Source organism: Tenacibaculum sp. M1.3A (assembly GCF_057732375.1).
The window spans coordinates 190697-210518 of record NZ_JBYJEF010000004.1 but is presented as its reverse complement, the minus strand read 5'-3'; the positions used below and the strand labels follow the sequence as shown (position 1 = coordinate 210518).

Sequence of the window (19822 nt, the reverse complement as noted above, 5' to 3'; positions counted from 1 at the left end):
CTTTTTATGTTAAATTTTAAAAATGAAGCAATTTTGAGCTATCAAACAACAAAACAATGAAAAACTTAGTATTTATTTTATGTGTATTTATTCAGGCGTCTATAATAGCACAAACAACAATTTCTGGAACAGTCACAGATAAAAAAGGAAATTATATTGAAGGAGCAAATGTGTATTTAGACGGAACATATGATGGTGTAGCAACAGATTTTAAAGGGAATTTTTCTTTTTCAACATCAGAAGAAGGAATAAGAACATTAATAGTTTCTTTTATCTCTTTCGAAACATTTTCGAAATTAGCAGATGTAAAAGAATTTAATAAGTTAAAAATTAAATTACGTGAAGATGTAAATACTTTAGATGCCGTAACTATAAACGCTGGAACTTTTGAAGCAGGAGATAACGCAAAAGTAACTGCTCTAAAACCACTAGATGTCGTAACAACAGCAAGTGCATTGGGTGATTTTGTTGGCGCTTTACAAACCTTACCAGGAACATCAACTGTTGATGAAGATGGGCGCCTTTTTGTTAGAGGTGGTGATGCCGAAGAAACCCAAATTTTTGTAGACGGAATTAGAGTATTTAAGCCGTATTCGCCATCAGCAAATAATATTCCTTCTCGTGGGCGATTTTCTCCATTTTTATTTAAAGGAATCACTTTTTCTACCGGAGGTTATTCTGCGGAATACGGACAAGCATTATCGAGTGTGTTGCTATTAAATACAACGGATGAAGTTGTTGAAGAAAAAACAGATTTATCTTTTATGACAGTTGGTTTAGGAGTTGGTAATACACAAGTTTTTGGTAAAAATTCATTAAGTGTAAATGCATCGTATATTAACTTGGCACCATATCAATCGGCTTTTCCTGACAGAAATATGTGGCATAAACCAGTGCAATCGTTAAGCGGTGAGGTAGTATATCGTTTTAAGTTTAAAAACGAATCGCTATTAAAAGTATACGGAGCGTTTAGTTATACTGATTTCGATTTAACGCAAGAGGATATAAATGATGAAAAAGGTGTGCGCTTCGGATTAACAAACAGAAACTTATATTTTAATAGCTCTTATAAGAATAGTTTTGGTGATGGATGGAAAATTGCCACAGGTGTAAGTTTTACAAATGATCAGGCTATTATTAATGTTGTTGATGATGAAATTACTGATGAAGAAAATTCAGCACATTTTAAAGTAGCGATGAAAAAACGTTTTTCGAATCGATTTAAGTTAAATTTCGGAGCGGAGTATTTTGTCACCGATTTTAAAGAAAATTATAAGAACGTAACTAACGAAACTTATAAATACGGATTTGATAATAATATTTTAGGAACTTATGCAGAGGCTGATATATTTTTTTCTAAAAAGTTGGCATCAAAAATAGGTATTCGTGGTGATTATTCTGAGTTGTTAAATGAGTTTACCATTTCGCCAAGAGCATCTATTGCTTATAAATCAGGAAAAAATGCACAGTTTTCTTTTGCCTATGGGCGCTTTTATCAGAACCCTAAAAATGATTATTTAAAATTTAACACTGATTTTAAAGCAGAAAACACGTCACATTTTATAGCGAATTATCAATATGTAAAAAACAAACAGATTTTTAGAGTAGAAGGCTATTATAAAAAATATCAAGATTTAGTGAAATATGATACGGATTCTTTTTTACCAACGACTAATTATTCGAATTTAGGAACAGGTTATGCAAAAGGAATTGATGTTTTTTGGAGAGATAATAAGAGTATAAAAAATACTGATTATTGGATTTCATATTCGTTTTTAGATACTGAAAGAGATTATAAAAATTACCCAACAAAGGCTACACCAAATTTTGCATCGGCACATAATTTATCAGTGGTGGGAAAATATTTTATTAAAGATTTAAAAAGTCAAGTAGGCTTTAGTTACAATTTTGCTTCTGGTAGAAATTACACGAATCCTAATAAAATAGGGTTTCTGAATAACAAAACTAAAAATTATAATTCGGTAAGTGTAAATTGGGCGTATTTAATTAGTCAACAAAAAATATTGTATTTTTCTGTAAACAACGTTTTAGGGCATCAGAATGTATTTGGTTATAATTATAAAAACACACCAAATATGAACGGTGTTTTTGATAGACAAGCAATTGTACCCAATGCAGATCGGTTTTTCTTTGTTGGTTTCTTTTGGACAATTAGTGATAATAAGAAAGATAATCAATTAAATAATTTGTAATAAAAAGAAGCTAAGTAAAAACAATACAGATCAGTTGCCAAAACCTACAACTGAGTAAAATGTTTTGGCGAGCCTTGTTAAAATAAAAGATATTTGAAGTATAATATATAAATAATGAAAGCGATGAAAATTAACATAACAATTTTATTACTATTTGTTTTTCAGTTTGTAAATGCGCAATTCGAAGACAAATTTTATTATCCTAAAAAAGAATGGAAAGAAGTTAAAATACCTTTTTCAGAAGATTTTATTTCAGTAGAAAAAGATACAATTCACACCGCTTTTTTTCAGCCAAAAACAACTCCGAAGGCAACAATTTTATTTTTTCATGGAGCCGGAGGAAATATATCAACTTATATGTACATGATTAAACCTATGATAGCTAATGGATACCAAGTGTATGCGGTTGACTTTAGAGGTTATGGTAAGTCAACTGGAAAGGCAACACATAAAAATGTACAAGAAGATGTAATTATTGTCTTTAATAAAATGAAAGAAAATAAAGAAATAAAAGGTACAAAATTAATTGTATTAGGAGCGTCTTTAGGTTGCCAAATTGCTGCAAATTTTGCTAAAAATAATCAAGAAGAGGTTGATGCTTTAGTTTTAGATGGAGGTTTTTCATCCTTTGCAGATGTAGCTAAACTGTATGCGCCAAAACCAGCACATATATATATAGAAAGTGTTTTAGGAAAAGTATATCCATCTAAAGAAGAGATCAAAACAATTAAAAGCATGCCTAAATTAATAATACATGGTAAGGTAGATAAAACGATTCCGATAAGTCATTCACAGGTTGTTTTTAAAAATGCACAAGAACCTAAAACTTTTTTTACTTCTGATAAAGGGCATTTAGAAGCTTTTAGCCAAGAAACAAAAAAGATATTTAAAGAAATTGATAAACTTTTAACGGTTGAGCAATAAAAAACAACAATTCGGCGCTATTCTTGATAAAAAAAGAAAGAAAGTCAAGATATTTGAATCATCAATAAAAAACCAAAACAATGAAAAAAATAATTTTAGCAGCAATTTTTATTTTAAGTGGAGTTTTAAGCTCTACTGCTCAAGAAACACAAACCGTAACTATAGAATTTAAGGGAATGAAATCAGACAAAGGAGATTTATATATCGCTTTATACAATTCTGAAGATTCTTTTTTAAAGAAACCTTTAAAAGGAACAATTGCAAAAGTTATTGATAAAAAAGCAACCATAGTATTCAAGGATATAACAATAGGAACTTATGCTATTTCTGCCTTTCATGATGAGAATGATAATAAAAAAATGGACACTAATTTTTTCGGAATTCCAAAAGAACCAATAGGTATTTCTAATGATGCAACAGGTTTTATGGGGCCTCCAAAATATAAAAATGCAAAGTTTGAAGTATCAAAAAATATAAAATTATCAATTAATGTAAACTAAAAAAGATGAAAAAAATAATCACATTATTAGTATTACTATTGGCTATAAATTTAGCAGCGCAAAGTAAATATGAAAAAGGAATGACCAAAAGTTTAGAGCTTTGGCAATCAAATAAAACAACAGAAGCTAGTCAGTTATTTGAACGTATTTCTAAAGCAGAAAAAGAAAAATGGTTACCTCCATTCTACGCCGCAACGATTGAAATTGTTGGAAGTTTTGGCGTAAAAGACGAAACTGTTTTAAAAGCAAAACTTAACAAGGCACAAGAGTTTTTAGATGCAGCAACAGCTGTTTCACCTAATAATCCAGAAATTTTAATAACACAAGCATTATTAAATACGGCTTATATGGCTTTTGACGGGCAGAAATTCGGAATGTCAATGTCTATGAAAAACGGAGCGTTATATTCAAAAGCATTTAAACTAGCGCCTAACAACCCAAGAGTTATATTTAGTAAAGCGCAAGCAGATATCGGAGCTGCTAATTTTTTCGGACAATCTACAGCGCCTTTTTGTAAAGATATTAAAAGAGCTATTGAACTAGGTAAGAAAGAAAAAATAACAGAAAAATTTTATCCTAAATTTATGTTTGATAGGGCAGAAGAAGTATTAAAACAATGTGAGAAAAAATAATAAGAGGTTAAAGAGCCAATTGCTTATTTTTGTAAAACAACACAAACTAAACACAATGGCTTTAAAAGCAGTTTTATTCGATATGGATGGTGTAATTGTAGACACTGAACCATTACATAAACAAGCATATTTTTTAATGTTTGCTAAAGAGGGTATCGAAGTTTCTCAAGAATTATACAATGCGTATACCGGGCAATCAACCATAGATATTTGTAAAGATTTAGTTAGTAAGTTTAACTTATCGATAGCAGCTACAGAATTAGTTGCTTACAAAAGAGCTTTTTTTAAAGAGCTCTTTTTTTCTGATAAAAATGATTTGCAATTATTAGAAGGTGTTTTAGATTTAATTAAAGATTATTATGCAAACGGAATAACACTCGTTTTAGCATCATCTGCCTCTATGGTAACTATTGATAATGTTTTTAATAAATTTGATTTAAACAAATACTTTAAAGGGAAGATTAGTGGAGCAGATTTAAAGGCTTCAAAACCGCATCCAGAAATTTTTTTAAAAGCAGCTGAAATTGCAGGTTTTAAGAAAGAAGAATGTTTGGTTATAGAAGATTCTACAAACGGAATAAAAGCTGCTTATGATGGCGGAATTTATTGTGTAGCGTATAAAAGTGAGCATTCTAAAGCGCAAGATTACACATTAGCACAGAAAATAATATCTAATTACACCGAAATTAAATATAATTTAGTAAAAAACATCGTTTAGTTTTTATCAATTATTACTACATAAAATAATTGGTTTAATAATTTTAAGGTATATAATTATGTTATTTACAATAATAGCAGCTTATAATTATTAGTGTAATAATTTACAGGTAAGTGTTTTGTTTTTAAACATTTAGCTTTACAATAATCTTAACAAAGAGTATTTGTTGGTGGTTGTTTGTTTTTGTAAATTTGCAGCATGGTACAGAAAAATACTGAACAACAAAATTCACGAGTATTAACTTTTAATTATCTGGTTTTTAGAAATCAATCAGATAAATTCATACCTCCTGCTTCTTAATTTACAAGCCAAGTCTTGTAATAATTTTTTTCTGTTAAGAACAGTCGGCCTTTAATTAGGCTATCGCTACATACTTTAAAAATATTGCAATATTACCTATTCAACTTATTAAGTTAAGTAAGAATAGGTGTAAAAGCACTTTGTTACTTTTCTATATGTTTATGGCTATTATTTAGCTATAACAGCATGATTCCTTTATAAAAATAATATTAATTAAAAATAATTATATGAAACTGATATACATCAAAAGAAAAACTATTCAAGAAAAAAGATACAGTATTCCTATGGGTGAGCTAACAACAAAAGTAACATACATTAAAAAATATTTACTTGGGTTGCCTCTTAAAACCGTACATAAGTACAGAGAAACATATTATGGAGAAGTAAAAGATTGTGAAGACTGTATGTTATTCGTATAGTACATTTTTAAATCAACAGTTTAACTTATTCAAAAATATAAAAACACATGAAAGTACTTGTAATTGGTGCAGGAAATATGGGGTTAACCTATGCAGAAGGAATGTCTAAATCTAAACTTCTTAAGAAAAAGAATATTATGATTTTAGATAAATCTGAAGAAAAACTTAACGAGCTTCATAAAATAGCACATTTTGATACTTTTGAGAAACTAGAAGATTGTGTTTCTAAAGCTGATATTATTTTTATTGCTGTAAAACCACACCATGCAATTAATGTGTTTAATACTATAAAGCCACTTGTGCAAAACGAGCAAATAATAGTATCTATAATGGCAGGTGTTACTATAGAGTCTATTGAAGAATTAACAGGCTTAAAAAAGATTGTTAGAGCAATGCCAAATTTACCAGCACAAATAGGTAAGGGTTTAACATCTTTTGTTGTTTCTGATGAAGTATCTAGAATAGAAATGCTAACGGTAGAAAGTTTATTGGCTACTACAGGTAAATCTATTCAGGTTTCTAGTGAGAAATTAATTGATGCCTCTACGGGAATTTCAGGAAGTGGACCTGCCTATGTTTTTTACTTTATGCAAAGTATGATGGAAGCAGCACTAAAAATGGGTTTCTCGAAAAAGGATTCTACAGTATTAGTTACTCAAACATTTGCAGGCGCTATCGAACTTTTTAATCAATCGAATATTTCACCTAATTCTTGGATGGAGAAAGTAGCCTCAAAAGGTGGTACAACGCGTGCAGCATTAGATTCTATGGAAGATAATAATGTAAATGAGTTGATAAAAGAAGCGGCTTTTGCAGCATTTAGTAGAGCGGTAGAATTAGGAGAAGAGCATTAAAAATAGTTTAATACATTTTGTTTTTAAATTATTTATTTAGGTTTTTTAGCTGAATAATTTGAGCAGCGATACTAATGGCAATTTCTTCTGGAGTTTCACTTTTTATTGATAAACCAATAGGGGCATAAACAGCATCTAACTCTTTTTGCGAGTGTTTTTCGTTTTGTAAAACCTCCCACATTGTTTTTAATTTAGCCTTGCTGCCTAAAACACCAATAAATTTATAATCGTTTTTAATCAGTTTACTTAAAACCAATTTATCATCGGTGTATTTGTTGGTCATAATAGCTACATAACTTGTTTTTCTTTCAGGAATATGGTTGTTGATATCATTATAATCAACAACTAATTTTTTATGTGCGAAATTATTATTTTCTAAGGTGTTGAGGTTTTCTCTGTTGTCAAAAACAACTACATAAAACCCAAGTTTTACAAAAGTTTCTGAAACAGCTACCCCAACATGCCCTCCGCCAACAATATATAAAGTTTCTTTAAAACCTATATGTTCATTAAAATACCAATCAGTATTTGAATTAATTTGATAATTAAATTGATTTTCCTGTTGTTTTTTTGAAAAACAGAATGAGTTAGGCGTTAAATTTAATATTCCGTTTTGTCCTGTTTGAATACAGTTTAAAATACTTTCAATTACAGTTGTATGTTTAAAATCTAAACAATGAAAAGCAATTGTTTGTTCACCAGAACAGATCATTCCAGATCCGTTTTCTATACTACCTTTATGAATTTGTTTTTTTATAAATATTGGTGAATCTTCATTTTTTAAAAGATTTTGAACCTCTTCAACCAAAGTAAATTCCATTACACCACCACCAATAGATCCAAAGATAAATCCGTCTTGTGCAACTAGCATTTTAAAACCTTTTCGTCCCGGAGAACTCCCAAAGTTTTCAATAACTGTTAAGATATATACTTTTTGATGGTTCTTGATTTTATCTAATACGTATTTCCAGAATCTCATTGATTGTTATTACCGTCATAGCGAATAAGTATGATGAAGTTATCCTTTAAAGAATACTACAACATCTTATTCTTAATGATGAGTTAATTAAAAATTGTTTCACTTAAAGCGTAATAAATAGCCATTAAAGCAGAGAAAATTGCACTGGCTATAAAACGCCAATTTAAATGTATTTTATTTTGGATGATAAAATTAACAGTAAAAGATATAGGAATGTTTACCGTAAAAGAGAGCAATGCAATCGTTAATAAATCTGCATTTATTTGATTATAATTACCTGTCAATAATTTAATAAAAGCTAAGTGCCTAAAAACCCATACTGGATTAAAATATGCGATAGCCAAACCCGTTTTTGCTACCGTTTTTTTTATGCTGGTAAAAGCAGCTGTTTTTTTATCAATCCAAATAAAATAATTAGGAATTTCAAAAGCATATATAGTTGCTCCGATCAACATCATTCCGAGTAATCGATATATAGAAAAATCGTTTAATAAAAGTGCCGCAATCGTATCTCCGGTGCTATAAATAATAGCACCTTTTAATATGTTTTGTTTGGTGTATTGTAGTTTGATTGATTTTTTATTTTTAGAGTTTATTGGCAAAAGAATCTATAAATATTAAATAACTGTTATTGGTTTTTGTACAAACCCATTAATACTTTTTCTGGCGTAAAAGGCGAGTGAAACTTTAAATTATAATTAGGATTAAATGCTTTAACAGCCTCCTGAATAGCAAAATAAGTGCCAATTCCGTACATTAAAGGAGGTTCACCTACGGCTTTCGATTTTTGTATAGCCATATCATTTCCTACTGTTTTAACGGGAATCGTTTCTACTATTTTCGGCGTAGAAAAAATATCCGGAACTTTATACGTAGATAATGCATTTGATAATAAACGTCCGTCAGAATTGTAGGCAATTTCCTCCATAGTCATCCATCCAATTCCTTGCGCTAGGGCTCCTTCAACTTGACCGATATCAATTCCTAAATTCATAGACTTACCAAAATCGTGTACAATTTTTACGGCGTCAATTTCATAAGTTCCTCTCAAACAATCTACCGTTGCAGTAGTAATTGCTGTTCCGTATACATGATACGCAAACGGATGCCCTTTTTCTTTAGATTTATCAAAATGAATAATAGGTGTAGCATAATGAGCATTTTCAGTTAAAGCAACACGTTGCATCATGGCTTGACTAATTACATATTCCCATGAAATAGTAGATTTTTTACCATTAATAAAAACAAAATCCTCTTGAAAAGAAATGTTTTTTTCTTCGGATGAAGCTAATGTAGCAGCAACTTTCGTTAATCTTTCAATTAATGCGTTACAAGCCATTTCAACGGCTTTTCCGTTTAAATCTGCAGTAGAACTTGCTGCAGTTGGCGAAGTGTTTGCAACACGAGTTGTATTGGTAGTTTCTAGCTTTAATTTAGCGACTGAAACGCCTAAAACAGTTTGCGCAACTTGTAACATTTTAGTGTTTACACTTTGTCCCATTTCTACAGCTCCTGTAGAAATCCCCACACTACCGTCTTGATAAATATGAATCAATGCACGGGCATGATTCATCTGTGTGTTTGTAAATGAAATACCAAAAGTAATTGGCATTAACGATATTCCTTTTTTAAATCTATCATTTTCTTTATTAAAAGAAGTTTTTTCAGCTTCTAATTTTTCTAAATCAAAAGTATCTTTAGCAGTAAACCATGTGTTTTTAGCCTCTACTTGTGTTGCAATTTGTCCGTATGAAAACTCATCATTTTCAGCTAACAAATTAACTTCTTGTATTTGTTTTTTATTGATGCCTATTTTATCTGCTGCATCGGCAATCGCACTTTCTATAACAAACATTCCTTGTGGCCCGCCAAAACCACGAAAAGCAGTATTGGGCGGTAAATTAGTTTTACAACTAAATACAGTAGTGCTTACATTCGGAATAAAATAACTGTTAGTGGCATGAAATAAAGTTCGTTCTGCAATTGCTGGAGATAAATCGGCAGCTGCACCAGAATTTTGTAAAAACTCAACTTCAAAAGCTTTAATTTTTAAATCTTTTGTCAATCCTATTTTATAGAAAGACGAATATGGGTGGCGCTTACCAGTCATACGTAAATCGTCATGACGGTTCAGCATATATTTTACTGGGCGATTTAAATGTTGCACAGCAACAGCTGTCATAACTGCCCAAGGAGTTGCTTGATCTTCTTTACCACCAAAACCACCACCTAAGCGAATAACATCTACTTCAATTTTATGCATCGGAATTCCCAATACCTTAGCAGCTGTTTTTTGTACTTGCGTTGGTCCTTGGGTAGAAGACGTTAGCTTTATGTTTCCGTTTTCTAACGGAACAGCATAGCAACCTTGTGTTTCTAAATATAAATGTTCTTGTCCGTTAGAGAATGTTTCACCTTCAAAAACATAATCACATTCAGAAAAAGAACCAGATGAATCACCAAGCTTAAAAGAGCGAGGTGCGTTAATAAAACTATTTTTTTCTTTAGCCTCTTTTGCTGTTGTAATTACAGGAAGTTCTTCAATCTCAATGGTAATTAAAGCTCTTGCTTTTTTAGCAATAGCTTCTGTTTTAGCAACAATAAAAGCAATTGGTTGCCCCCAGAAATGTACTTCGTCTTCTGCCCATAATGGTTCGTCAGGAATAATCCCTCCGATTTGATTTTCTCCTAAAACATCTTTGTAGGTAAATATTTTTGCAACACCATCTAAAGCTTCTGCTTTAGAATAATCTACCGATTTTATTTTTCCATGCGCTTTTGGCGAATCAAAACATAGGCCTATTAAAGCATCTTGGCGTAGCATTAAATCGTCTACAAATAACGATTCTCCTCGAACATGTGTATAACTATCTATGTTTTTCATTAGGCAATTAGTTTTTTTAGTTCGATTAGATTCGGAAATAATTCAATAAAATGAGCAAAGAATAATTGTTTAGCTAATAAACGTTTGTATTCTGACGTTCCTCTTACATCGCTAATTGGTGAGATTTCTGATTGTAGTATCTTTTGTGCTGCTATTATAGTATCAGCATTCATCTTCTTCCCGATTAAATAGTCATTCGTTTTATATAAGTATTTCGGAATAGCAGCAACGCCACCTACTGAAAAATGAGCATCTACAATAGTATTTTTTTCTATTGATATTCTACCAGCAGCATTAACACTAGCAATATCTAAATGGGTACGTTTACTTACTTTTTCAAAATTAAAAGCTTCATTTTTTTGAAGAACTTTAAAGGAAATAGCCTTCAAAATTTCATTTTCTTTTAAATCGTATTTTTTGTAATCTTGATGAAATTCTTGAAATGAAATATGGCGTTCTGATTCGTCTTCTTTAATAATTGTTAAAGTAGCATTTAAGGCTAAAAAGAAAATAGACATATCGCCAATTGGTGAAGCATTAACGAAATTACCGCCAATGGTTCCCATATTTCTAATTTGTTCCGATGAAATTAATTTCATAAACTGCTTTAACTTCGGAAATAAAGTTTGTAGTTTTTTATTTTCTGCAATTTCAGTAACCGTTGTATTCGCACCTAAAGTGCAAATTCCTTCAGAAAAAGAAATACCGGATAATGTTTTTTTATCTGCGAGTAAATAAACCTCTTCGTCAGCCATTTTATCCGCAGAGCGAACATATAAATCGGTTCCGTTAGCAACTTTTATTCCTTTTTTTTGCTCAGAAGCTTTTGAATCTATTTTTTTTAATTGATCAGGAATTGTTTCAAAATAATTAGGAATAAATCCTTCTTTAATCAACCATTTTATTTGATGATTATCGCCTTTATTAGCTAATTTTTCTTCAACCTCTAAGCCTGCTTTTTCGATAGATTTATAACCTGTACATCTACAAATATTACCACTAATGGCATCATTACAAGTAGTGTTATTATTGTTGCTTAAAGCAAAACCAGTCATAGAAACTACAAAGCCAGGCGTGCAAAATCCGCATTGAGTAGCGTAATTGCTAGTCATCGCTTCTTGAACAGTATTTAAGTTCTTAGGTAAGTTAATTCCTTCTATAGTAACAATGTGTTTACCATTTGCGTTTCCTAAAGGAGAAATACAAGAAGTAATACTTTTGTAGTTTACATTGTCGTGTTCTACTGTACCAATTAAAACAGTACAAGCTCCGCAATCGCCTTCGCGACAACCGATTTTTGTACCTTTTAATTGTTGGTGATCTCTAATGAAATCGAGTAGGGTAATACCTGAATTTACAGGTGTTTTAATAATCTGATTGTTGAGTATAAATTGTATCATATGCAAAGGGCAAGATACGAAATAGTACGAAGTGTTTGGTTAGTATTTTAAAGGAAATAGCTTTAATGATTCATTTTATGTTTATACAAGATTTAAAACACTCTGTGTTATCAATAAAATCAGAGCTTACTTCACTTTTTTACTTTTAATATAAAAATTGTCATCTACTATAATTTCGTTAGAATTAACGTTAATAGTTTGCCATTTTTCAGTCGGATTTAACTGTTGTTTTTTATCATTAACAAAAATATTTAAAGGCATATTAAATTCAGCAACAACATTACTCCAGCGATAAGAAAGCTTATTGTTCTCTATTTTATATTCAAAAACAGGAATTTTAACGGTACGTAAATACTGATCGAAAATTGCACTTAAATCAATTTTAGATTGTTGCGAAATATAGTTTTCAACTTGTTTAGTGTTTACGGTTTTATGATAAAAAACAGTATTTAATCCGCGTAAAATTTGGCGCCATTTTTCATCATTATTAATTAAGGTTCTAATGTTGTGTAGCATGTTGGCTCCTTTATAATACATGTCTCCAGAACCTTCACTATTTACATTGTATTGACCAATAATAGGAATATCGTTCTGAATACTTCTACGAGTTCCGATTACATATTCTTTTGATGCTTTTTTACCGTAGTAATAATCTAAAAAAAGATTCTCAGAATAAGCGGTAAAACTTTCATGAATCCACATGTCAGCAATGTCGATATTGGTAATATTATTAGCAAACCATTCGTGCCCAGATTCGTGAATAATAATAAAATCGAATTTTAAACCCCAACCTGTTCCTGATAAATCTCTACCTAAATATCCGTTCATATATTTATTTCCGTAGGTAACCGAACTTTGGTGTTCCATTCCTAAATACGGAGCTTCTACAAGTTTAAATCCGTCCTCATAAAAAGGATATTTTCCAAACCAATACTCAAAAGCTTTCATCATTTTTGGCGCATCTTTAAACTGCTTTTTTGCTTTTTCTAAATTATCACGCAATACATAATAATCCATATCAAGTATACCGTCTTCACCTTTATATTTTTCAGAAAAATGTACATAATCACCAATATTTACATTTACGCCGTAATTATTAATCGGATTATTTACAAACCAATGATAAGTAGTTGTATTGTCTTTATGCTGTTCTGTTTTACGTAATTTTCCGTTAGAAACATTCATTAAATTTTTAGGCACACGTACGCTAATTGCCATGCTATCTACTTCGTCATACATGTGGTCTTTATTTGGCCACCAAACACTAGCTCCTAAACCTTGGCAAGAAGTAGCTGCAAAATGATTTCCATTTGCATCTTTTTTCCATGAAAATCCACCATCCCAAGGAGCGTTTTTTGCAACTTTCGGATGTCCCTCATAATACACATCTAACGAATTTACACTTCCAATTTTCTGTATATCTTTTAATTGAATAAAATGTGCATTTCCGTTGGTAACTACTTTTAATTTTTTTCCGTTCTGAATCACTTTCGTAATTTTTAAGGGACTTTGTAAATCAATTTGTAAAACATTGTGAGGTTTTAAAACTTTGTACTGCACCGTATTTTTTCCGTGGATAAATTTCTTGTCAGGATTTACGGTAATATCTAAATGGTAGTATGTTAAGTTCCACCAAACTCTTTCTGGAGTTATAGATCCACGAAGTGAATCTTGTTTTGTAAATGTTTTAGTGTGTTCGAATAACGATGTTTGTGCTAATAAACTAAAACTAATTAGAAAAAATAAAATACTAAAAATTGATTTTTTACTCATAACGATTGTGTTCTTACAACGAGTTGCTAATATAAGTGTTTAAAGTCTTTTTTTATTATAGCGAACTTTAAGATATTTGTATAAAATTAAAAATTAATGTCGAAAGTAATATTAATAACAGGAGCTTCTTCTGGAATAGGAAAAGCAATTGCTACTTATTTACATGCTAAAAATTATACAGTTTACGGTACAAGTAGAAATCCAGATAAAGTAAACGTATCTTTTAATATGGTTGCTTTAGATGTTACTGATGCTAAAACAATAGCTATAGCAGTAAGTACTGTAATTGAAAAAGAAGGCAGAATAGATGTGTTAATTAATAATGCAGGTAAGGGAATAACAGGATCGATAGAAGATACTCCGACTGATGAAATGCGTGCTAATTTTAATACTAATTTTTTCGGCGTTATAGATGTAGCTAAAGCTGTATTGCCACAAATGCGAAAGCAAAAATCGGGAATAATAATAAACGTTACTTCGATAGCAGGTTATATGGGATTGCCTTTTAGAGGGATTTATTCAGCAAGTAAAGGTGCTTTAGAACTGGTAACGGAAGCTTTAAGTATGGAAGTTAAAAGTTTCGGAATTAAAGTGATAAATGTAGCGCCAGGAGATTTTGCAACTAATATTGCATCAGGAAGATTTCATACACCTGTTTATGAAAATTCGGCATATAAAGAAACGTATACAGAGAATTTAGCTTTAATGGATGGTCATGTAAATTCAGGAATGGATCCGAAAGTGATGGCAAAAGCAATTCATCAAATTATAGAGAAAAAAAATCCTAATATTCATTATAAAATAGGCGGATTTATGGAGAAATTCTCAGTTGTTTTAAAACGAGTTTTACCAGATAAAGTTTATGAAAAGCTGTTAATGAATCATTATAAATTGTAAATTTGCAAGGCTTTAGAAAGCAGGATTTTAAATAAATTAGAACACAATCATATAATATATATAACATGAAATTTTTTATAGATACAGCTAACTTAGATCAGATTAAAGAAGCACAAGCTTTAGGTATTTTAGATGGTGTAACCACGAATCCGTCTTTAATGGCAAAAGAAGGAATTACAGGAGAAGTAAACATTATAAATCACTACAAAGCAATTTGCGAATTGGTAGAAGGTGATGTTTCTGCTGAGGTAATTTCAACAGATTTTGACGGAATGGTAAAAGAAGGAGAAGCTTTAGCTGCTTTAAATCCTCAAATCGTGGTAAAATTACCAATGATAAAAGACGGAATTAAAGCGTGTAAATATTTTTCATCAAAAGGAATTAAAACAAACGTAACGTTAGTGTTTTCTGCGGGGCAAGCTTTATTGGCGGCAAAAGCAGGCGCAACGTATGTTTCTCCGTTTATTGGGCGTTTAGACGATATTTCTACAGATGGATTAAATTTAATCTCAGAAATTCGTCAGATTTATGATAACTATATGTTCGAAACACAAATTTTAGCTGCATCGGTACGTCATACAATGCATATTATTGATTGCGCTAAATTAGGTTCTGATGTAATGACAGGTCCTTTAAGTGCTATTGAAGGTTTGTTAAAACACCCTTTAACTGATATTGGTTTAGCAAAGTTTCTAGAAGATTATAAAAAAGGAAATTAATCAACATAGTTGATTTTATTATAAAATGTCATTTTAAAGTTTTTGCTTTAGAATGACATTTTTAAACTATAACAAATGTTCCCGAAAAAAGAACTTGCACAATTAGTTATTTCAGCCTGTCATCAATATAATATTGATACGGTTGTGATTTCGCCTGGCTCAAGAAATGCACCGTTAACTATAGGGTTTTCTAACCACAAAGCTATAGAAGCATTAAGTGTTGTTGATGAGCGAAGTGCTGCTTTTTTTGCTATGGGAATCGCACAGCAAAAGCGCAAACCGGTTGCAATTATTTGTTCATCAGGTTCGGCGTTGTTAAATTATTATCCCGCAATAGCGGAAGCTTTTTATAGCAATATTCCGTTAATAATAATCTCAGCAGATAGACCTAAACATTTAATTGATATTGGCGACGGACAAACCATTCGTCAAGAAAATGTGTTTGAAAACCATATTTTGTTTTCTGCGAATTTAGTAGAGGAAGAAAATCAATTAGAAAATAATAGCGATTTATTAGCAGAGGCATTGCAAACGGCAATCACTAAAAAAGGGCCAGTACATATTAATGTTCCTTTTAATGAGCCGTTGTATGAAACGGTTGCTAATTTAAAAGAATTTAATTTTTCGAACGTTATTACGAACGAAGTAAAGCAATCTGTTAATTATCAAAAACTATCTGAAATTTGGAATGCATCCACTAAAAAAATGATTTTGGTGGGAAGTAATTTTCCGGATACTGAATTACAAAATATACTTAATAGGTTTGTTGAAGATGAATCGGTATTAATTTTAACAGAAACAACTTCAAACTTATATCATCCAAAATTTATCAATGCGATTGATAAACTTATTTTTCCGCTAACTGAAACTGACTTTTTAGAATTACAACCAGATATTTTAGTAACTCTAGGAGGAATGGTGATTTCAAAAAAAATAAAACAGTTTTTAAGAAAATACCAACCAAAACATCATTGGCATATTGATGAGTTAACGGTAATGGATACCTATCACTGTTTGTCTGAATTTATACAAAAAAAGCCTGTTGATTTTTTACAAAAAATAGAAAGTCAAACAAACATTGTAAAAAGTAATTATCAAAAAGATTGGTTAGTTGTAAATAAAGATAGAAACTTTAAACATGATGATTATTTAGCTGATTGCGAATATTCTGATTTAAAATCTTTTGAAGCTATTTTAAAACTCATTCCTGATAATTATCAGGTGCAAATTAGTAATAGTTCGATAATTAGATACTCTCAACTGTTTAATTTAAACGCTACCTTGCGGGTGTTTTGTAACAGAGGTACAAGCGGAATTGATGGTAGTACAAGTACAGCTGTAGGAGCTGCATTTGCAGATAAAGAACCTACTGTTTTTATAACAGGAGATTTAAGTTTTTTTTACGATAGTAACGGGTTATGGAATACAAATATTCCGAAAAATTTTAGAATCATTATATTAAACAATGATGGCGGTGGAATTTTCAGAGTAATTCCCGGTCCTTTGTCAACCAATGCGGCAGTCTATTTCGAAACTCCGCATAGCTTAACAGCTGAACATTTGGCAAAAATGTATAATTTTAATTATGTAGCTATTTCTAATTTAGAAGAATTAAATATAGGGTTGAAGGATTTTTATGAAACATCAAATCAGCCAAAAATAATGGAGATTTTTACTCCAAAAGAAATAAATGACGTAGTTTTAAAGAACTATTTTAAAAACTTATAAAATGGAATTAGAAGACGGATTACAAGAGGATTCACAAAATAGATTGCAAGAAGGAGATCAGGTAAATTTAAAAATTATTGAACAAACTCCATTAGGATACAATGTTTTAATTGATGATGAATTTGATGGTTTGTTGTTTAATAGCGAAGTGTACCAAGATATAGAAGAAGGTATGGAAACTTACGGTTATGTTAAAAATATCAGAGAAGACGGAAAGATAGATGTTTCTTTAAGACCTCAAGGTTTTAGAAATGTAATTGATACAGATGCAGATGTAATTCTTAGAAAGTTAGATGAAAAAGGTTTTTTAATGCTTACTGATAAAAGCTCTCCAGAATCAATTAAGTTTCGATTACAAATGAGTAAAAAAGCTTTTAAAAGAGCTATTGGTGGTTTGTATAAAGATAAAAAAATTGTTTTAAAAGAAGATAGAATTGAGTTGTTGAAATAAGCAAACAAAGACAAAAATAAAATAAAAAACGGCGACTTAATTATTAAGTCGCCGTTTTTGTTTTAGATATCATACTTTATTTATCGTCTTCTTTTTCTTCTTCATTATCATCCTCTTCAGGAAGGCCTTCAATAATTTGTTCTTTTGGCTGACTTTCTTTTAGGTCAGTTACACGTTTAATATTTTCGTAAAAAGCATTTGCATTTGGGTCAGAAGGCTCCATTTTACCATAAGCAGCTTTGTAATAAAACTCTGCTTTTTCGTAATCTTTTCCTTTTTCGTAATACTTTCCTACATAAAAATCACCAATATGAGAATCAGGATATTTAATCATTACAAAGTCACCTAAAACACGCAAGTAATCACCATCTAATTTATCAATAACGATTCCCTCAATAGCAAAAATATCATCTAAACGAACATTTAAATTCGATCCATATAAATATTGAATATCTAAATATTTTTGTTCTACATATTTTATAGCTTCTAAAGGACCTAATTCCTTAATATTCGTCTCAAATTCGTTTTTAGTAATCTTAGCGTATAGATAAAACATTTTCTCGAAAGCCCTTGGTATTGTTTCACTAATAACAGATAAATAGTTAGGTGCATTCGTGAATTTATCGAATGTAATATGTATGTTTTTAGCATTAAAAGAAGATAAGTAAGTTCCTATTTCACTAAATCGATCGTTTTGCTTCGGATTTATATACTCTTTATTGTTACTAGCATATATAAAATAAGAGTTATCGATAGCTCCTAATCTATCTAAAGAATACGATTGAATTCTGCTAGCGCTAAACTGTGTAAGTTCGGGTGTAATACAAAGATATGAGTTAAAAATTGGCTGCGCATCTTTTAAGAAATAGGTAACAAAATCGGCTGCTTTTCCTTGACCAGCAATGGTCATAAAAGGAGAAGTTCTGTAATTTAATTCCATATGCGGAATCAAATCGTTTTTTATAAATTTCTGAAATTTTTCGGCACTTGTAGTTAAAGCGTTGTTTGAGGGAATAATAGAAATATCTTCATTGTAGGTATCTCTCATATCTATTCCAACTACTATTTGTCGTGGAGCTTTATCTGTATTAGCATATAATTTAGCATTACCCACATACATATCAAAAAGGTATTGATCGCCTAAAACAATAGCTAAAGGATAACTAACAGTTTCATCATTATCATAGTTTTCAGGAATGTAAATTTTTACAGATCTACCTTTCGTAAATTCTATAGAATTAATTTTTTCGGTAATTATTTTTTGCGAAAAAAGGCTGGTACTTAGTAATAAAGTAACTAAAAAATATAGTTGTTTCATAGGATTCGTATTATATCGTTCAAATATAGAAAAGAAAAACAAAGTTATTATGTTATTTTTGCTCTACTTACTAACGACAATATTTTAAAATTATGATACAACCTCAATGGAAAGTTGCCAAAGAGTATGAAGATATTACTTATAAAAAGTCGCATAATGTAGCGAGAATAGCATTTAACCGCCCAAATGTGCGTAATGCATTTCGTCCGCATACAACATCAGAATTGTTAGATGCTTTTCAGGATGCGCATGAAGATACGAATATAGGAGTGGTATTATTATCTGCGGAAGGACCTTCAACTAAAGACGGAATTTGGAGTTTCTGTTCAGGAGGAGATCAAAATGCACGTGGTGAAAAAGGATATGTAGGTAAAGATGGTTATCATCGTTTAAATATATTAGAAGTACAGCGATTAATTCGTTTTATGCCAAAAGCGGTAATTTGTGTTGTTCCGGGTTGGGCTGTAGGTGGCGGACATAGTTTACATGTTGTTTGTGATTTAACATTAGCAAGTAAAGAAAATGCTATTTTTAAGCAAACCGATGCTGATGTAACTTCGTTTGATGCAGGATACGGATCGGCATATTTAGCAAAAATGGTAGGGCAGAAAAAAGCACGTGAAATATTCTTTTTAGGAAGAAATTATTCAGCGCAAGAAGCTTATGATATGGGAATGGTAAATGCAGTGATACCTCACGACGAATTAGAACAAACTGCTTTTGATTGGGCTCAAGAGATTTTAGAAAAATCGCCAACATCAATAAAAATGTTAAAGTTTGCAATGAACCTAACAGATGACGGAATGGTAGGTCAGCAAGTTTTTGCAGGTGAAGTTACTCGTTTAGCGTATATGACAGAAGAAGCTAAAGAAGGTAGGGATGCTTTTCTTGAAAAAAGAAAACCAAACTTTCCTAAAACTTGGATTCCATAGATCTGCGTATTTAGTCTGTTAGTTCGAGAAAGTAAGACGAACTAATCTAGTGGTTAGATTACTTCATTTTATTCGCAATGACGTTTTAGCTTAAAAATTAATCATGTCATTACGAGAAAGTATGACGAAGTAGCCTTATAGTTAGATTGCTTGATTTTATTCGCAATGACATTCTAGCATA

Annotated in this window: 18 protein-coding genes; 12 read left to right on the top strand and 6 right to left on the bottom strand. The window is 30.9% G+C overall.

Annotated features, from left to right (window positions below; all coding sequences use genetic code 11):
• The first annotated feature begins 56 nt into the window (after nt 1-56).
• The 7 genes from AC28QF_RS08420 to proC all read left to right on the top strand — a co-directional run bounded on the left by AC28QF_RS08420 (nt 57) and on the right by proC (nt 6560).
• Entirely contained in the window at nt 57-2213 is a 2157-nt protein-coding gene (locus tag AC28QF_RS08420) for a TonB-dependent receptor (RefSeq protein ID WP_488201309.1), read from the top strand.
• Nucleotides 2214-2336: 123 nt separating this feature from the next.
• On the top strand, nt 2337-3137 hold the full coding sequence (locus AC28QF_RS08415; protein WP_488201310.1) for an alpha/beta hydrolase: 801 nt from the start codon (nt 2337-2339) through the stop codon (nt 3135-3137).
• Between the two features lie 80 nt (nt 3138-3217).
• Nucleotides 3218-3637, top strand: a complete 420-nt coding sequence (locus AC28QF_RS08410) for a DUF2141 domain-containing protein (RefSeq protein ID WP_488201311.1) — start codon at nt 3218-3220, stop codon at nt 3635-3637.
• Between the two features lie 5 nt (nt 3638-3642).
• The gene (locus AC28QF_RS08405; protein ID WP_488201312.1) at nt 3643-4269 is read left to right on the top strand and encodes a hypothetical protein; all 627 of its coding nucleotides are present in this window, start codon (nt 3643-3645) and stop codon (nt 4267-4269) included.
• Nucleotides 4270-4324: 55 nt separating this feature from the next.
• The gene (locus AC28QF_RS08400; RefSeq protein WP_488201313.1) at nt 4325-4987 is read left to right on the top strand and encodes an HAD family hydrolase; all 663 of its coding nucleotides are present in this window, start codon (nt 4325-4327) and stop codon (nt 4985-4987) included.
• Between the two features lie 527 nt (nt 4988-5514).
• Nucleotides 5515-5706, top strand: coding sequence for a hypothetical protein (locus AC28QF_RS08395; RefSeq protein ID WP_218771113.1), 192 nt, complete (start codon nt 5515-5517; stop codon nt 5704-5706).
• Nucleotides 5707-5753: 47 nt separating this feature from the next.
• Nucleotides 5754-6560, top strand: coding sequence for a pyrroline-5-carboxylate reductase (gene proC / locus AC28QF_RS08390; protein WP_488201314.1), 807 nt, complete (start codon nt 5754-5756; stop codon nt 6558-6560).
• Between the two features lie 28 nt (nt 6561-6588).
• Here the strand turns inward: proC and AC28QF_RS08385 are convergent, their stop codons facing one another.
• The 5 genes from AC28QF_RS08385 to AC28QF_RS08365 form a co-directional block, all read right to left on the bottom strand.
• Nucleotides 6589-7539 (bottom strand): XdhC family protein, encoded by a 951-nt coding sequence (locus tag AC28QF_RS08385; protein ID WP_488201315.1) that lies wholly within the window; start codon nt 7537-7539, stop codon nt 6589-6591.
• An 83-nt stretch (nt 7540-7622) separates the two neighbouring features.
• Complete coding sequence (locus tag AC28QF_RS08380) at nt 7623-8141, bottom strand: hypothetical protein (protein WP_488201316.1); 519 nt, start codon at nt 8139-8141, stop codon at nt 7623-7625.
• A gap of 26 nt (nt 8142-8167) precedes the next feature.
• Nucleotides 8168-10423 (bottom strand): xanthine dehydrogenase molybdopterin binding subunit, encoded by a 2256-nt coding sequence (locus AC28QF_RS08375; RefSeq protein WP_488201317.1) that lies wholly within the window; start codon nt 10421-10423, stop codon nt 8168-8170.
• Entirely contained in the window at nt 10423-11823 is a 1401-nt protein-coding gene (locus AC28QF_RS08370; RefSeq protein ID WP_488201318.1) for an FAD binding domain-containing protein, read from the bottom strand. The genes AC28QF_RS08375 and AC28QF_RS08370 overlap by 1 nt, the downstream gene beginning before the upstream one ends.
• Nucleotides 11824-11949: 126 nt before the next feature.
• On the bottom strand, nt 11950-13596 hold the full coding sequence (locus AC28QF_RS08365; protein WP_488201319.1) for a M1 family metallopeptidase: 1647 nt from the start codon (nt 13594-13596) through the stop codon (nt 11950-11952).
• A gap of 96 nt (nt 13597-13692) precedes the next feature.
• On the opposite strand from AC28QF_RS08365, the gene AC28QF_RS08360 reads away from it, so the two are divergent.
• The 4 genes from AC28QF_RS08360 (at nt 13693) to AC28QF_RS08345 (ending at nt 17391) form a co-directional block, all read left to right on the top strand.
• A complete protein-coding gene (locus AC28QF_RS08360) occupies nt 13693-14493 on the top strand; it encodes an SDR family oxidoreductase (RefSeq protein ID WP_488201320.1) in 801 nt (266 codons plus the stop codon).
• A 65-nt stretch (nt 14494-14558) separates the two neighbouring features.
• Entirely contained in the window at nt 14559-15212 is a 654-nt protein-coding gene (fsa, locus tag AC28QF_RS08355; RefSeq protein WP_218773078.1) for a fructose-6-phosphate aldolase, read from the top strand.
• A gap of 75 nt (nt 15213-15287) precedes the next feature.
• Nucleotides 15288-16940 carry a 2-succinyl-5-enolpyruvyl-6-hydroxy-3-cyclohexene-1-carboxylic-acid synthase gene (gene menD / locus AC28QF_RS08350; protein WP_488201321.1) on the top strand — a complete coding sequence of 551 codons (1653 nt, stop codon included), beginning with the start codon at nt 15288-15290 and terminating at the stop codon, nt 16938-16940.
• 1 nt (nt 16941) lies between these two features.
• Nucleotides 16942-17391 (top strand): S1 RNA-binding domain-containing protein, encoded by a 450-nt coding sequence (locus AC28QF_RS08345; protein ID WP_483705175.1) that lies wholly within the window; start codon nt 16942-16944, stop codon nt 17389-17391.
• A gap of 76 nt (nt 17392-17467) precedes the next feature.
• Here AC28QF_RS08345 and AC28QF_RS08340 read toward each other — a convergent pair whose 3' ends face one another.
• Nucleotides 17468-18709: an alpha/beta hydrolase-fold protein gene (locus AC28QF_RS08340; RefSeq protein ID WP_488201322.1), complete on the bottom strand. Its 1242-nt coding sequence runs from the start codon at nt 18707-18709 to the stop codon at nt 17468-17470.
• 92 nt (nt 18710-18801) lie between these two features.
• Between AC28QF_RS08340 and AC28QF_RS08335 the strand changes: the two genes are divergently transcribed.
• The gene (locus tag AC28QF_RS08335; RefSeq protein ID WP_488201323.1) at nt 18802-19641 is read left to right on the top strand and encodes a 1,4-dihydroxy-2-naphthoyl-CoA synthase; all 840 of its coding nucleotides are present in this window, start codon (nt 18802-18804) and stop codon (nt 19639-19641) included.
• Nucleotides 19642-19822 lie beyond the last annotated feature (181 nt).